The sequence below is a fragment of the Kribbella sp. CA-294648 genome, assembly GCF_050943845.1.
Lineage (GTDB): Bacteria > Actinomycetota > Actinomycetes > Propionibacteriales > Kribbellaceae > Kribbella.
Genome location: NZ_CP191981.1, coordinates 3,061,133 through 3,076,120 on the forward strand (window position 1 = coordinate 3,061,133; position 14,988 = coordinate 3,076,120).

Consider the following 14,988-nt stretch of genomic DNA (forward strand, 5'->3'; position numbering starts at 1 on the left):
TGTCAAACGCTTTCCACGGCTTGATCAGTGGCTGAGGCAGCACGGTTATCGGGTTCTGTTCCGCCTATTGACACATGGTTCTGACAGGTGGAACCTTCCAGTCACATCCCGCCCCTGGAGGAGGACTGCCGATGACCGCGCTCGACTGGACGGTGCTGGCCGGCTATTTCGTGCTGATGGTGCTGATCGGACTGTGGTCGCGCACCAAGATCAAGACCGTGGTGGACTACTTCACCACCGGCGGCCGGATTCCCTGGTGGCTGTCCGGCATCTCGCATCACATGTCCGGCTACAGCGCGGTCATGTTCGTCGCCTTCGCGGCAGTCGCCTACAACTACGGCATCACGGTGTACGTCTGGTGGGCCGTGTCGATCGGCGTCGGCGTCGGGATCGGCGCGTTCCTCTTCGCCGCCCGCTGGAACCGGCTACGTGCCAAACATGGCGTCGTCTCGCCACTGGAGTACCTGGCCAGGCGCTACAACCTGCCGACCCAGCAGGTGCTCGCGTACTCCGGTGCCGCGCTCAAGGTGGTCGACATCGCGGCGAAGTGGGTCGCGATCGCCGTCCTGCTGAACGGCTTCACCGGCGTACCGATGCGCTGGGGCATCCTGCTCACCGGTGTGGTGACGATGCTCTACGCGACGCTGGGCGGACTGTGGGCCGACGTGCTCACCGACTTCGGCCAGTTCATCATCCAGGCCGCGGCCGGGATCGCGATGTTCGTCGGCGTCCTGACCCACCTGGACGGCATCCCCACGCTGTGGAAGATGTGGGACCAGTTGCCCGAGGGACATGGTGACGCGCTGACCGGGCCGTACACACCGATCTTCCTGATCGCGTTCCTGTTCATCAAAACCTTCGAGTACAACGGCGGCATGTGGAACCTGGCGCAGCGCTACATGGCCGCGCCGTCCGGTTCCGCGGCCAAGAAGTCGGCACTGCTGTCGTCGGTGCTGTGGCTGGTCTGGCCGCTGGTGCTGTTCATCCCGATGTGCGCCGCCCCGCTGCTGGTCCCGAACCTGGGCAAGGCCGAGCAGTCGTACGTCGAACTGGCGCAACTGCTGCTCCCGAGCGGCCTGATCGGGCTCGTGCTGGCCGGGTTCTTCTCGCACACGATGGCGATGGTGGCCTCCGACGCGAACGTGATCTCGTCGGTGATCACCCGCGACATCGGCCCGGTCCTGGTGCCCAAGCTGCGCCGACTGTCGGACGTCGCCACCCTGAAGTTCGCCCGGATCACCACTTTCACCTTCGTCACGGTGAGCATGCTGATCGCGATCATCACCAACGGGCAAGGTGTGGTGCTGAAGATCGTCGTGGACCTGGTGGCCGCGACGATGGGGCCGATCTCGATCCCGCTGATGCTCGGACTGCTGCCCTGGTTCCGGCGCTCGGGCTCGCGGGCGGCGATCGCGTCCTGGGCGGCCGGCCTGATCGTCTGGGCGATCGTCAAGTGGGGCATCGGTTCGACCGACACCACCATGGTCGTCGCGTTGCCGCTGGCAACATCTCTGGTCGTGTACGTCGGTCTCGGGTTGCTCCTGCCCGAACGCCGTCCGGAGGTCGACGAGCTGCTCGAATCGCTCAACACCGATCCCGACGACACCGACGAGGTGCTCGCCAGGCGATCGGCCGCGGTCGGCTAGCCACGGTTGTCCGGCCGGCCTCGCCGGCCGGATGGTGGAATTCGGTCCGGTGAGTGGATGTCTTCTACTAGGGTGTTTTCATGCGAGTAGGAGTGTTCGGAGCAACTGGCCAGGTCGGCGGCGTGATGCGGCAGCTGCTGGTGGAGCGAAAGTTTCCGGTCGACGAGATCCGGTACTTCGCGTCCGCCCGCTCGGCCGGCGCTCAGCTTTTGTTCGGCGCTGAGAAGGTCACCGTCGAGGACTCGGCTACGGCCGACTTCAAGGGCCTTGACCTGGCCCTGTTCTCCAATGGGAAGACGGCTTCGAAGGAGTTCGCGCCGAAGGTGGCGGCCACGGGGGCCGTCGTGGTCGACAACTCGTCCGGCTGGCGGATGGACCCCGAGGTCCCGCTGGTCGTCGCCGAGGTCAACCCGGGTGACATCGACCACCTGCCCAAGGGCATCGTCGCCAACCCGAACTGCACCACGATGGCCGCGATGCCGGTGCTGGCGCCTCTGCACCGTGAAGCCCGTCTTACCCGGCTGGTCGTCTCGACGTACCAGGCGGTCTCGGGCTCCGGCGGCGTCGGCGTACGGGAGCTCGAGGAGCAGACTCACGCACTGGTCGACGGTGCCGGCCGCCTTGCCACCGGCACGCACGGCGTGACGCTTCCGCAGCCGCAGGTGTACGCCGGTCCGATCGCGTTCAACGTGCTTCCGCTGGCCGGCTCGATCGTTGCCGACGGCACCGGTGAGACCGACGAGGAGCAGAAGCTCCGCAACGAGAGCCGCAAGATCCTGCACATCCCGGACCTGCTGGTCGCGGGCACCTGCGTCCGCGTTCCGGTCTTCACGGGTCACTCGCTCAGCATCCACGCCGAGTTCGCCGACCCGATCACGCCCGAGCGCGCGACCGAACTGCTGGCCGGTGCGCCGGGGGTCGAGCTCACCGATCTGCCCACCCCGTTGCATGCCGCGGGCAACGATCCGTCGTACGTCGGCCGGATCCGCCAGGACCAGTCGGTGCCGGACAACCGCGGTCTGGTCCTGTTCATCTCCAACGACAACCTCCGCAAGGGCGCCGCGCTCAACGCGGTACAGATCGCGGAGCTCCTTCAGCAGCGACGGTAGGCCCTAGTGTCGGACACTGGGGCGGATACTCTGAGTGTTGATCCTGGGGGTGATTGACGCTGGAGAGCCGCCCTACTATCCAGCCTGCTGAGCTGCGGTTTCGCATCCTCGGGCCGGTCGAGGTCGCCACCGGCACCGGCCTCAGCACGTCCACACGACTGCTGCGGCCGGCCCAACGACCCGCGATCCTGCTCGCCTCGCTCGTCCTCGGCCTGAACCGGCAGGTCTCCATCGACGAGCTGGTCGACGTGATCTGGGGCGACGACCTGCCCGATCGACCGCGAGCCGCCTTGCAGACGTACGTTTCCCGGCTGCGGGTCGCGATCGGCGACAGTAACCAGACAGTCATCCGCACCAGCCCGGGTGGCTACTCGCTCCACATCGCACCCGAGCAGGTCGACCTCGAGGTGTTCCGCTCGCTTATCGGCCGGGCGTCGCGGACCACGGGTGCGGCGGACCGCCTCGACCTCCTCACCGAAGCTCTCGCGCTGTGGCGCGGCGAGCCGCTGGCCGGGCTGGAGGACAGTGCGCTCGGGCGCGAGGTGATCCCGCGCCTGGTCGAGGAGAGGCTCCAGGCGAGGGAGCTGTACTACGACGCGAGGCTGGCGCACGGCGACGCGGCCGGGGTGGTTCCGGAGCTGACCGAGCTCACCGAGAGGCATCCGACCCGCGAACGCTTCTGGGCGCTGCTCATCGCGGCCCAGCGCGTGGCCGCCGGTCCGGTGCGTGCCCTCGAGACATATGGCGAGCTGGCGCGCAAACTCGCCGACCTACTCGGCAGCGCCCCAGGACCGGAACTACGCAAACTCCAGGCCGACCTACTAGCAGCAACCGACCCAGCAACCCCATCAACCGGCACCCCGGAGACGAGCACTGGCTCGGAGGATGCCGGTGGGATTGAGGTGGGGGTGGTGCCGCGGCAGGTGCCGGTGGGGTTGCGGAACTTCACTGGGCGGAGCGAGCACCTTCAGCGGCTTCACCAGTTGGTCGCGGCAGGAGCGAGGCTCGGGTTGATCACCGGTCCCGGCGGCGTCGGCAAAACCTCGCTGGCGATCCAGTGGGCCCATGAGGTGGCCAGCAGCTTTCCCGACGGAGTCCTGTACGCCGACCTGCTCGGCTACGCGCCCGGCACCGGCCCGGCCGAGCCGCATCTCGTACTACCCCGGTTCCTGACGGCGCTCGGCGTCCGCGCCACCAACCTCCCGACCACAACCGACGAACAGATCGCACTCTTCCGTAGCCTGCTCGCCGACCGGTCCGTCCTGGTCGTGCTGGACAACGCGCGGTCGACCCATCAGGTCCGCCCGCTGGTCGCCAGTGGCCCCGCCTGCTTCACCCTCGTCACCAGCCGCAACGAGCTGACCGGGCTGATCGCCGCCGACGAGGCCGAGGTGGTGCCGCTCGACGTCCTCGACCCCGAGCAGGCAAGACAGTTGCTCACGGCAAGGATCGGCGTACGGCGGCTCGAAGGCGATCCGGCCAGTGGCGAGGAGCTGGTGGCTCGATGCGCAGGCCTGCCGATCGCGCTGTCCCTGCTGGGGGCGCAGATCGCATTGCGGCCGCGATGGCCGTTGGACTCGTTCGTCCAGGCGATGAGCACAGCGCCGCTCGATGCGTTGACGACGCCGGACGGTACCGGCGTACGGGCTGTTTTCTCGTGGTCGTATCAGCAGCTCAGTCCGCCGGCGGCCAGGTTGTTCGGGTTGCTTGCTCACCATCCAGGGCATGACCTCACGCTTGGCGCGGCAGCGGCGCTGGCCGGAGCGCCGCTGGTGGAGACCCGAGACCTGCTGGCGCAGCTCGTCGCGGCCCATCAGCTGGTCGAGATCGCCCCGGGCCGCTATGTCCTGCACGATCTGCTGCGCAGCTACGGCTTGGAGCTGAGCGAGCCGGCAGACGCCGAGCAGGCCTTCCTGCGGCTGCTCAGCTATCTCGTCCACACCGGCAGCGCGGCCGCTCTACTGCTCAGCCCGACCAGAGATCCCATCGAGCTTCCCGCTCTGGATCCGGCGGTCGACCTGCGCCCGCCGACCACGCACGCCGAGGCCTTGGCCTGGTTCGAATCCGAGCAGGCGAACAGCCTCGCCGTACTCCGTGCCGCCGCCGGCCGGGCGGACAGATTGCTCTGGCTCTACGTCTGGGCGCTGGGCGACTACCTCGAGTACCAAGGCCATCCCGCCAACCTGGAGATCCAGCGACTCGCTCTGGATGCCGCGATCCGGCTGGACAATCGGCAGTGGCAGGCGAGGACGCGACGTGATCTCGGGCGCGTCCACATGGCCCTCAGCCAGTGGGACGAGGCCATCCGGCAGCAGGAACTCGCGCTCGGGCTGGTCGAGGAACTCGGCGACGAGCGGGGGATCGCCCACGGCTCACTCAGCATCGCTCGCGTCTACACCCGGACGGGCCGGCAGCAGCTCGCCGTTGATCACACTCTCCGCGCATTGAGCATCTACCAGCGGATCGGCCATGAGCGCGGCATGGCGCACTCGCTCAACAACCTCGGCTGGTACCACGCGCTGCTCGGCGAGTACGACCAGGCGATGGACTACGCCCAACGAGCCCTGCACAGCTACGAGGGGATCTCGTCCATCAACGGTCCGCCGGCCGCGCTGGACACGATCGCCTACATCCAGGCCGAGCTCGGCCACCTGGACGAGGCGATCGCCACCTGGGAACGCGTGACCGACCTGTACCGCGAAATCGGCTCCCGCCCTGACCTGGCTCTGACCCTGACCGCACTCGGCCGGACCCACCAGCGCGCCGGCCACACCGACCAGGCCAGAACCATCTGGACCGAAGCCCTCCACCTCTACGAATCCCTGAACCATCCCCAGGCCGCCAAACTCCGCACCCTCCTGGAGTCACTGGACGATCAGCAGCCGTAGGCGTCCTTCGTGTAGATGCCGTTGACCGCTGTCAGCGTGTGGTCGTAACAGCCGCCGGTGCCGGTTGCGCGATAGCGGACCGTCTGGGTGCCGGTCGCGTGCCGCTGGTCGCGGGGAACGTTGTAGATCCACGCGGCCCGCCCGTCGTACGTGTCCTCCGTACGCCGGTCCGCCAGGGTCAGCGGGCCGAGTCGGCTGGTTGTGTGGCTGCGGTCGGCCAGGTCGAGGTCGGTGATCACGTCATAGGCGTCCGGGATCGTTGCGTGGGGCAAGAAGCTGATGTAGCCCTTCTTGCGGTAGGTCAGCTCAGTGCGGTCCACGCGGGGCCCGGTGGTCACGACGGAGAGGTCGCGCCAGGTCGCATCGAGGGCGTCATGCGACTCGCCTGCTGCCCAGACGTGACTGCTGTCGTTGGTCAGTGAGCGCTCGACCGTGGTGCTGATCCGCCCGGCCGAGGTGTCGACGTAGCCGCTGATCTTCAGGGATCGGGATGCCTTGGTCCGGACGGAGCCCGCCGCACCCGGGGAGCCGGTGACGTCGTCGGACTTCGTCAGCTCGGCAACGGAGTACGAGGTGAGTTTGCCGCGGGTCTGCTGGAGGATCGGGTCGGTCCACACATGCAGGTTGGGGACCGCGAACCAGCCGCTCTGGCCTGCCGGTACGCCGACGACGTGGACCCGGAACTCGTGCGGTTTGCCGTCCGCGACCAGGCCGGCGAACGGTGTCAGGTCGTAGAGCAAGGGCTTGATGTCGAACGCGCGAGGTGCGGGGGAGGGGCGCCACGCGTACGGATTCGACCAGCCGCCGGTGTAGATGTGCGGATACGGAAGCGCGATGCCGGCGACCTTGTCGTCGATCAGTACTTCGACCTCGCGGTACGGCGAACCGTCCGGGCAGGAGTAGCCGGTCGAGGCCGGTGCTGACGTGTCCCAGAACTCCTCACACCCACCGCCGGAGCCGGTGACATAGACCTCGCCGAGCAGGCGTGACGTGTTCCGCGGCAGCGTCGCAGTACCGACGAGGTCGGAGTCCTCGCGGCGCTGGTCCTGCAAGGGGAGGACGGCGGCCGCAGTACGGGCAGGTGGGGCGCCGTGGCCGACTGTGTAGAAGTCGAGCGAGACAACGATGTCGAGGACGCCGGTGTAGGTCTCGTTGACGACGTTGCCGAGCTCCATCACCACGGGCTGCGGGGTGCGCAGCAGCGGGCTGTAGGAGGTGACGTCCTTGTCGACCTGCCAGCTGATCCCGTCGGTGCTCGGCTCTGGGGTCGAGGTCCGGAAGACGCCGACGCCGCCGATCGTGATGTGGCCGAGGCGGTCGTACTGCACGCCTTTGACCGAGCCCTTCAGCCGCAGCACCACCTTCGACCAGGGACCGCGGCAGCCGGCCGGTGGCGTGTAGGTGGAGAGATAGGGATCGAAGTTGCGGAACCCGTGCCGGACGATTTCCACCGAACAGTGCCGGGTGTTCGGCACTGCGACCGGTGGGGCCGGCGTGCGAGGATCGGAGTAGTCACTACCGAACTCCGGCGGCGGAGTAACCGCTGTCGCCGGTGACAAATTGCCGAGGAAGAGAACGGACAGTAAGACCAGGGCCACAGACCGTGCGCGCATGTTGCGGAAACGTAATCGAGATGGTGCCCACGGGCAAGCGATGACCATGGTCAGCAGTCGCTGCGGCTATTACTGTTCGGTTACTTGACTCCCGTGGAGGCCAGATCATGAAGCCCGTTGCCGACGGTCCCCAGCTCGCGTTGCTCAGCAACCGCAAGGAACACATGGCGCAGATGTTCCTCGACCGCGTCGCCGCGACGCCCGATCGCGAGGCGTTCCGTGCTCCAGCCGCTGACGGCTGGCGATCCGTGACCTGGAGAGAGACCGACGACCTGGTACGCCGCCGCGCCGCGGGGCTGGTCGCCCTGGGCGTCCAGCCCGAGCAGCGGGTGGGCATCGCGGCCAGCACCCGCCTCGAGTGGGTGGAGTGCTATCTCTCCGCGGTGCTCGCGGCTGCTGCGACCACCACGATCTACCCGACGACGATGGCCACCGATGTCGCGTACATCGCCGCCGACGCCGAAGTACAGGTGATCTTCGCCGAGGACGCCAGCCAGGTCGACAAGCTGCGCGACCACAAGTCGGAGCTGCCGTCGGTGCGGAAGGTCGTGCTGATCGACGGCGAGCCCGAGGAGCGCGACGGTGACTGGGTGATCACCCTGGCCACCCTTGACGACCTCGGCGCCAAGCAGCTCGACGACCAGCCGGACACGGTCGACGCGCGGGTGGCGCAGGTCAAGCCCGAGCACCTCTGCACGCTCGTCTACACCTCGGGTACGACCGGCCGGCCGAAGGGTGTCCGGCTGCCGCACTCGGTCTGGACGTACGAGGGTGCGGCGGTCGAGGGCATCAAGGTGCTCAGCCCGGACGACCTGCAACTGCTGTGGCTGCCGCTGTCCCACGTGTTCGGTCAGGTGCTGCTGGCCGTGCAGTTCCAGATCGGGTTCGCGACCGCCATCGACGGCCGGGTCGACAAGATCGTCGAGAACGCAGCGGTCGTTCAGCCGACCTTCATGGCCGCCGCGCCCCGCGTCTTCGAGAAGGCCCACGGCCGGATCGTCACGATGATGGAGGCCGAGGGCGGGGTCAAGGCGAAGCTCTTCCACTGGGCCTTCGGTGTCGGCTCACGCGTGTCGGAGCTCCGTCAGCAGGGCAAGGAGCCGAGCGGCGTACTGGCCGCGCAGTACGGGCTGGCCGACAAGCTCGTACTCTCCAAGATCCGGGCTCGCTTCGGTGGGCGGATCCGCTTCTTCGTGTCGGGCTCCGCGGCGCTGGACAAGAAGCTGTCGGAGTGGTTCCACGCGGCCGGGCTGCTGATTCTCGAGGGCTACGGGTTGTCGGAGACCGCCGCCGGCTCGACGCTGAACCGGCCGGACCACTACCGGCTCGGGAGCGTGGGCCCGGCCTTCCCGGCGGCGGAGTTCAAGATCGCCGAGGACGGCGAGATCCTGATCAAGGGTCCCGGCGTGATGAGCGGGTACCACAACCTGCCGGAGCAGACCGCCGAGATGATCGACGCCGACGGCTGGCTCCACACCGGGGACATCGGGCACTTCGAGGACGAGTTCCTCTTCATCACCGACCGGAAGAAGGACCTCTTCAAGACCTCCGGGGGCAAGTACGTGGCGCCGCAGGTGATCGAGGGCCGGTTCAAGATGATCTGCCCGTACGCCAGCCAGTTCCTTGTCCACGGCAACCAGCGCAACTTCGTCAGCGCCCTGGTGACGCTCGACCCGGACGCGATCGTCGGGTGGGCCGAGCAGAACGGCCTGGGCGGCAAGTCGTACGCGGAGATCGTCACCTCGGACGCCGCCCGGAAGATGGTCCAGGGCTACGTCGACGAGCTGAACGACGGCCTGAACCGCTGGGAAACCATCAAGAAGTTCACCATCCTCGACCGCGACCTGACCGTCGAGGGCGGCGAGATGACGCCGAGCCTGAAGCTCAAGCGCAAGCACGTCGAAACGACGTACGGCGACCTGCTGGACAAGATGTACGACTGAAGTTCCCGACGCCCGGTCGGTGGGTGACTGGTTGCAGCAAGTTGCAGCCGGTTGCCCACTGGCATGCCTACCGGGAGTGACCGAGTTGGCATACAGTGCTGGCTCATGGGGTTGGTGGGGAAGTTCGGTACGCCGGGGGCGGTCCAGGACGTGCCGGCCGGCTCGCCGCTGTTCGATCGCTGGCATCGGCTGATCAACCGGCTGATCGCGCCGTCGACGGCGCTGAGTGGGTCTGGTGCCTATCTGGATCCCAGTCAGCGCGACCTCGAAGTGACCGCGACCCGGGCCCACACGTGGACCGGGTTCTCGCGACCGCTGCTGATGCAGCATCGCGACGATCGCGCCGCCGCGTTCGCCGCGGGCGAGCAGCGGTCGACCCAGATCGAGTACCTCGAGTGGCACGTGGACCGCGATCCCGACGGTGTCATCGTGCGAGTCACCTTCACCACGGAGACACCGGAGTACTGGAAGTTGCTCGCCGACGTCGCCCCTGACCGGGTGGTGGCGCTGTACCGGAAGCTGGTGGATCCCGCGGTCCGGCGCGCTGACCTGTTCGATGCCAAGGGCAACTACAAGCCGCTGAACCGGTGGAACACGACGGACGGCATCGTGCACTACGTGATGCCGATCAACTCGATGAAGGACCTGCTCGGCGTCTCCCAGGAGGTCGAGCAGACCGGTAAGGCGCTCGACGGGTACGACGCGCTGCCGTACGGCCGGGAGACCGGCGCCGATGCCCGGATCAATATCGACCTGTGGTCGATCTGCCGGAAGGGGTACGCCGTGGCCACCCAGGATCCGCCGGGCCCGGTGATGATCGACTGGGACGACTCGGGGTGGACCGATCCCGACGGCGAACCGGTCGCGGACCACTGGACCGTCGTCCGTGGCCGGCGGGGCGCGGCGCTGCGCGTCGTCTACGAGGTGCCGGCGGCAGCCGGGTACCGGGTCGGCGACATTCGCATCGGCGGCCGCCCGATCGAGTTCGGGGGCCAGCTCGCCGAACACGTGATCATGGCGGCGCACGGCATCATCGACCAGGACCCGCGGTGAGAGCCGACGCGGCTGCCGCACTGGCCGCACTCGCGGAAACCCGGGCAGACCTGCTGTCGGGCATCGAGCTCCCGTCAACAATGGACGGATCCGCCCTCGATGCCATCGCCGTCGCCGAATCCGCCACCGCTGTCGCCGATTCCGCCGCCGAGGGCGCCGTGACGCGTCGCGCCCGCCCTTCGCAGGCGCTGGCCGACGAACCTGTGTACGACGCCGAGGCCGCCGCCGACATCCAGGGCAACGTCGTCCCCGGGTTCAACAAAGACCATCAGGAGTTCCTGTTCCTGCGCTTCGGGGACATCGACGACGCCCGCGAGTGGGTCGGCTGGATGGCGCCCCGGATCACCGCGATGGACGAGGTCCTGGACTTCCGGCGCGAGTTCCGCGCGCTGCGCCTGCGGTTCGGCGTCCGCGAACCAGGACTGACCGCCACCTGGACCGCGGTCGCGTTCTCTTTCCCGGCCATCGCGGCGCTGGCCGGCGACGCTGATGCGAAGGCCTTCGGCGACCAGAGCTTCCGGCAGGGCCTGGCAGAGCGGTCCACCTACCTGGGCGACCCGACCGATCCGGCTCAGCGAGGGCACCGAGCCAACTGGCTCGTGGGCGGCCCGGACAACGAGGCTGACGCCCTGGTGATCGTTGCCGCCGATGACCCGAAGGGCCTGGCGGCCGCGGTCGAGGAGATCCTCGACGAGGCCGTTGCCCAGGGCATCACACTGCTCCACGGGCAGCGCGGCGACACGCTGCCGGGAAATCTCCAGGGGCACGAGCACTTCGGGTTCAAGGACGGCGTCTCCCAGCCCGGCGTCCGCGGCCGGCGGGCGACCTCGCCGGACGATCACCTCACCCCCCGCTTCCTCGAGGCCGGTGACCCGCACGCCGAGCTCTTCGCCAAGCCCGGCCAGCCGTTGGTGTGGCCCGGGCAGTTCCTGCTCGGCGAGCCCCGTCAGCACCATCAGGACCCGACGACGCCGGCGCCGCCCGCCACCGCGTTTCCCGACTGGGCCCGGCGCGGTTCGTACCTGGTGTGCCGGCGTCTCGACCAGAACGTCGCCGGTTTCTGGGAGCTGGCGACGACCGCCGCCACGGCCATGGGGACGACCCCGGTCCGGCTCGCGTCGATGCTGGTCGGTCGCTGGCCGAGTGGGGCTCCGCTGCTGCGCTCGCCGGAGGCTGACGACGCAGCGCTGGCCGGCGACGAGTTCGCCAACAACCACTTCCTCTTCGATGACGACACCCGCCCGTCAGCCCTGGTCGATCTCCCCGGCTACCCCGGCGATGTGCACCGGCCCGCGACCGAGGACCTGCTCGGCAAGGTGTGCCCGTTCGCCGGGCACATCCGCAAGGTCAACCCGCGCGACAGCGGCACCGACTTCGGCGCAGCCGCGGACACCTTCCTGCGGCTGATGCTGCGCCGCGGCATCCCGTACGGCGAACCGCTGGCCGGCGTCGCCGACCCGACGCCCGAACTGGAGACCGCCGAGCGCGGTCTGCTGTTCGCGGCGTACATGTCCTCCATCGAGGACCAGTTCAGTTCGTCACCCGCCGCTGGGCCAACTCGCCCGTGCAACCGAACGTCGGCGGCGTCGATCCGATCATCGGCCAGCGCGACCAGCGCGGTGACCGCCGCCGGACCGTCGACCTGCCGGCCGCCGACGGATCGACCACCACGATCGAGCTCCCGGACGACCTCGTCACCCCGACCGGTGGCGGCTACTTCTTCGCCCCACCGATCTCAGCCCTCCGCGGCCCGCTCTCCGGCACATGAACGCGCCCCCGGCCAGGTGGTACCGGGGGCGCGCGTCAGTCCTGAGCGGGAGCTAGCCGAACAGCTCCGTGTGCAGGGAGAACGCCGTGGCGATCTCTGCCTGTGCCCAGAAGCGGTGGTAGGTGAAGGTCGGCGCCGGGCCGCCGTTCAGGTGTGCCTGCACCTTGGGCCACTCCGGGTCGTTGCGGAAGAACGACCTGATCGACAAGAACGTGGAGTCCTGGTCGATCGCGTCTCCGTTGGGCATCTTGCCGGTCCAACCCGGCGGGACGTAGGTGCCCTCGCCGGTTGTTGCGTTGTACTTGTCGTCGAAGCGGCTGTAGTCCCCGCGGGTCTCCGGCACCGCGATGCCCTTGGTGGTCTGGTTTGCCAGCAGTGCTGTCAGCAGGCCCTCACCTGTGGTTCGTGCCGGGGCGGTGCCCGACTTGGCGGCGTAGTTCAGCAAGGTCTTGGCGAGCGACGCCGCGACACCGACGTCCTTGCTGTGGTTGAGCACGCTGACCCGCAGGCTCGCGTTGGCGCCCGGCGTCACCGGGTTCCAGGTGTCGGGTGCGCCGGTCCACTGCAGGTCCGAGGGGATCTGGAAGTTTCCGCCGGTACCGACCGTGGTGTTGGCGATTGCCCAGGGCACCCATTTGTCCAGGATCTTCTTCGCCCGGGCGTCACCGGTCATCCGGTACAGCGCGGCCGTACGCTCCATCTGCCAGACCTGGAAGCCGAACCACCGGTTCGACGGCGGGTCGCGCCAGACCGGGTGCGCGTCGTAGAACATGCCGTAGAACGTCGGCGTACCCGCGGGAGGTGTGCCGTAGTGGCCTTCCCAGCTGTTCGTGACACCGCCGGCGATCCCGCCGTCGGCCGACTGCAGCCACTGCAGGACCTCCAGTTGCCGGTCCATACTCTTGGCCCAGTCCTGCTGACCTGTGGCCGACTTCGGCTTCAACGAGGGCACCTGTGCGAGCGCGTACGCCGCCAGCGGGTTCTGGTACCCCTGGTGCGAGGCGCCGTCACCGATGCGCCACGCCCAGCCTGCCGAAGTGTCCGTCGCGCCGCCCCAGGCGTAGTACCAGGACATCAGGTAGTGCGAGCTGTCCTTGCCGGTACCAGCGGCGCAGGCTGCGGGTCCGACGCAGTTGCCGATCTTCTTGAAGTACTTGTCGAACATCGCGTACCTCAGGTAGTCGCCCATCTTCGCGGCCTTCTCCAGCTCCGGCGCGATCTGGGCCTGCTTGCCCTGCGCGGTCGCCCACTGCTCGGCGAACATCGCGACCTGGACCGCCCGCGCGTCCGCGTCCGGCGCGTTGGTGTACTTCCACTGCTTGGCGTACGACGCGTCCTTGGTGAACAGGTCCAGATAGCCGTTCGGGCCACCGTGCTTGAACGTGTCGCAGGACGGCTGCGGGATGGTCTCGAACACCGACTCCGACGAGCCGCGCTGATACGTGTTGATGTACGACGGCGCCGTCGTACCGTCGCCGCAGCGGCCGAAGCCGAGGGTGTTGTCGACGTCCAGCAGCCAATGCATGCCGTAGATGTCGTCGGTGCCGTACGCGGACTTCAGCTCGGCGGCGATGGGGTCCTGGCCGACTGAGATGCTGCCGTCCAGGACCGACGGGTACTTGTCCATCCGGCTGTGCTCGGGCGCGTAGGTGGCGGGCTTGCTCGCGTTGTACTTGTCGTTGGTCGGCTGATCGGCCTTGGCCGGGATGATGTACTTCTCCATCGAGGCCCAGGCCGACTTGAACGGAGCCCAGTCGCCGCTGATCTTGCCGTAGCTCGCCTCCAGCCACAGGTAGTAGCTGAACGCCTCCGACGTCGTCTGGTGACCGTGGTCCGGCGCCTCGACCAGCAGCGTCTCCACCGCGTGGTACGGCACGAGCAAGTCGCCGAACTTGCGGAAGTAGCCGCTCGCCGGGTCCTTGATCTTGTTGTACTGCGCGAGGAACGCCTCCTGGAACGGAGGAATGGTCGCGGAGATCTCCTTGGCGGTCACCGATGCCGCCGCATAGCCAGTGGCGGTCGCGGAGAAGACGGCTGTCACCAGGGCGCCGCCGTTCGCCGCTGAGCTGACCGTCACGTTCTGCGGTGTGTTCCAGTTCGCCGTGGTGAACGTCAGTGCGGCCGGTGCCGCGGTGAGGTCCGTACTGCCGGACGAGCGGGCCACCGCCACGGTCACCGAGGACGACGGCTGACTCGCCAGCGTCACCCCGAACTGTGCCGTGCTGCCCTGCTTGACGTTGACCGTCGCCGGCGTGGCCACGATCGTCGCCCCGGCGATGACCTTGATCGGTACAGGAGCCGTCGTGGTCACCAGGCCGAGATTGTCGGTCGCGCGGGCAGCGATGGCATGGTCGCCGACAGAGGCACCCGCCCACGAGCCCTGGTAGGGAGCAGTCGAGTCGGTCGCGACCACGACACCGTCAGCCAGGAAGTCGACCTTCGCTACCGTCCCGTCGCTGTCGGCCGCGGTGGCCTCGAGCGGGATCGCCTGCCCGTTCTGGAACGACTGCCCAGCAGTCGGAGAAGTCACCGCCACCGTCGGGGCCTTGTTGCCACCGGTGCACGAGACACCGTTGACCGCGAAGTCGGTCGGTTTGCCGTTCGTTGCTCCCTTCGTGCCCTGGAAGCCGACGGTCGCGGAACCGCCGGTACCGATGTTCCGGTTCCAGTCCACCGGGGTGACGGTGACCTTGGCGCCGGACTGGGTGTGGCTGCCGTTCCACAGGTTCGTCACCTGCTGGCCGTTCGGGAAGGTCCAGGTGAGGGTCCAGCCGTTGAGCGGATCGCCTTCGTTCTTGATCGTCACGTCGGCGACGAAACCGTTGCCCCACTCGTTCACGACGTTGTAGTTCACCGAGCAGGCCACCGCGGCGTGGGCCGGCGGCGCGACCAGCGGTATCAGCCCCGCCGCCGTCACTACTGCTATTGCCAGGGCGAGCGGTCTGGTACGCAACCATCGCCCTCTGGT

General features: G+C 68.1%; 10 protein-coding genes and 1 pseudogene. 7 read left to right on the forward strand and 4 right to left on the reverse strand.

The annotated features are described in order from the left end of the window. The first annotated feature begins 131 nt into the window (after positions 1 to 131). The 3 genes from ACQPYM_RS14775 (at position 132) to ACQPYM_RS14785 (ending at position 5,643) form a co-directional block, all read left to right on the forward strand. Positions 132 to 1,646, forward strand: a complete 1,515-nt coding sequence (locus ACQPYM_RS14775) for a sodium:solute symporter family protein (protein WP_433020817.1) — start codon at positions 132 to 134, stop codon at positions 1,644 to 1,646. 80 nt (positions 1,647 to 1,726) lie between these two features. Then, positions 1,727 to 2,755 (forward strand): aspartate-semialdehyde dehydrogenase, encoded by a 1,029-nt coding sequence (locus ACQPYM_RS14780; protein WP_433020820.1) that lies wholly within the window; start codon positions 1,727 to 1,729, stop codon positions 2,753 to 2,755. A gap of 53 nt (positions 2,756 to 2,808) precedes the next feature. Further along, on the forward strand, positions 2,809 to 5,643 hold the full coding sequence (locus ACQPYM_RS14785; protein WP_433020823.1) for a BTAD domain-containing putative transcriptional regulator: 2,835 nt from the start codon (positions 2,809 to 2,811) through the stop codon (positions 5,641 to 5,643). Here ACQPYM_RS14785 and ACQPYM_RS14790 read toward each other — a convergent pair. Next, positions 5,631 to 7,256 carry a peptide-N4-asparagine amidase gene (locus tag ACQPYM_RS14790; RefSeq protein WP_433020826.1) on the reverse strand — a complete coding sequence of 542 codons (1,626 nt, stop codon included), beginning with the start codon at positions 7,254 to 7,256 and terminating at the stop codon, positions 5,631 to 5,633. The genes ACQPYM_RS14785 and ACQPYM_RS14790 overlap by 13 nt on opposite strands. A 107-nt stretch (positions 7,257 to 7,363) precedes the next feature. Between ACQPYM_RS14790 and ACQPYM_RS14795 the strand changes: the two genes are divergently transcribed. The 3 genes and pseudogenes from ACQPYM_RS14795 to ACQPYM_RS14805 form a co-directional block, all read left to right on the forward strand. Beyond that, positions 7,364 to 9,199: an AMP-dependent synthetase/ligase gene (locus tag ACQPYM_RS14795; RefSeq protein WP_433020829.1), complete on the forward strand. Its 1,836-nt coding sequence runs from the start codon at positions 7,364 to 7,366 to the stop codon at positions 9,197 to 9,199. A 105-nt stretch (positions 9,200 to 9,304) separates the two neighbouring features. Next, on the forward strand, positions 9,305 to 10,252 hold the full coding sequence (locus tag ACQPYM_RS14800) for a hypothetical protein (protein WP_433020832.1): 948 nt from the start codon (positions 9,305 to 9,307) through the stop codon (positions 10,250 to 10,252). Positions 10,253 to 10,332: 80 nt separating this feature from the next. Next, positions 10,333 to 10,926: pseudogene (locus tag ACQPYM_RS14805) on the forward strand (hypothetical protein); the annotation flags it as partial. 281 nt (positions 10,927 to 11,207) lie between these two features. Here ACQPYM_RS14805 and ACQPYM_RS14810 read toward each other — a convergent pair. Together ACQPYM_RS14810 and ACQPYM_RS14815 are read right to left on the reverse strand one after the other, a co-directional pair. Further along, the gene (locus ACQPYM_RS14810) at positions 11,208 to 11,462 is read right to left on the reverse strand and encodes a hypothetical protein (protein ID WP_433020835.1); all 255 of its coding nucleotides are present in this window, start codon (positions 11,460 to 11,462) and stop codon (positions 11,208 to 11,210) included. 57 nt (positions 11,463 to 11,519) lie between these two features. Beyond that, positions 11,520 to 11,771 (reverse strand): hypothetical protein, encoded by a 252-nt coding sequence (locus ACQPYM_RS14815; protein ID WP_433020838.1) that lies wholly within the window; start codon positions 11,769 to 11,771, stop codon positions 11,520 to 11,522. Positions 11,772 to 11,816: 45 nt separating this feature from the next. Here ACQPYM_RS14815 and ACQPYM_RS14820 point away from each other — a divergent pair, with 45 nt between their 5' ends. Further along, on the forward strand, positions 11,817 to 12,020 hold the full coding sequence (locus tag ACQPYM_RS14820) for a hypothetical protein (RefSeq protein WP_433020841.1): 204 nt from the start codon (positions 11,817 to 11,819) through the stop codon (positions 12,018 to 12,020). 52 nt (positions 12,021 to 12,072) lie between these two features. On the opposite strand, the gene ACQPYM_RS14825 is transcribed toward ACQPYM_RS14820, so the two are convergent. Continuing rightward, positions 12,073 to 14,973 carry a glycoside hydrolase family 48 protein gene (locus ACQPYM_RS14825; RefSeq protein WP_433020844.1) on the reverse strand — a complete coding sequence of 967 codons (2,901 nt, stop codon included), beginning with the start codon at positions 14,971 to 14,973 and terminating at the stop codon, positions 12,073 to 12,075. Positions 14,974 to 14,988 lie beyond the last annotated feature (15 nt).

Bases quoted from the DNA above. Each gene is read 5' to 3' on its own strand.
- ACQPYM_RS14795 (WP_433020829.1), top strand. From the start codon at position 7,364: ATGAAGCCCGTTGCCGACGGTCCCCAGCTCGCGTTGCTCAGCAACCGC.
- ACQPYM_RS14775 (WP_433020817.1), top strand. From the start codon at position 132: ATGACCGCGCTCGACTGGACGGTGCTGGCCGGCTATTTCGTGCTGATG.
- ACQPYM_RS14815 (WP_433020838.1), bottom strand. From the start codon at position 11,771: ATGGAGGACATGTACGCCGCGAACAGCAGACCGCGCTCGGCGGTCTCC.
- ACQPYM_RS14790 (WP_433020826.1), bottom strand. From the start codon at position 7,256: ATGCGCGCACGGTCTGTGGCCCTGGTCTTACTGTCCGTTCTCTTCCTC.
- ACQPYM_RS14780 (WP_433020820.1), top strand. From the start codon at position 1,727: ATGCGAGTAGGAGTGTTCGGAGCAACTGGCCAGGTCGGCGGCGTGATG.
- ACQPYM_RS14800 (WP_433020832.1), top strand. From the start codon at position 9,305: ATGGGGTTGGTGGGGAAGTTCGGTACGCCGGGGGCGGTCCAGGACGTG.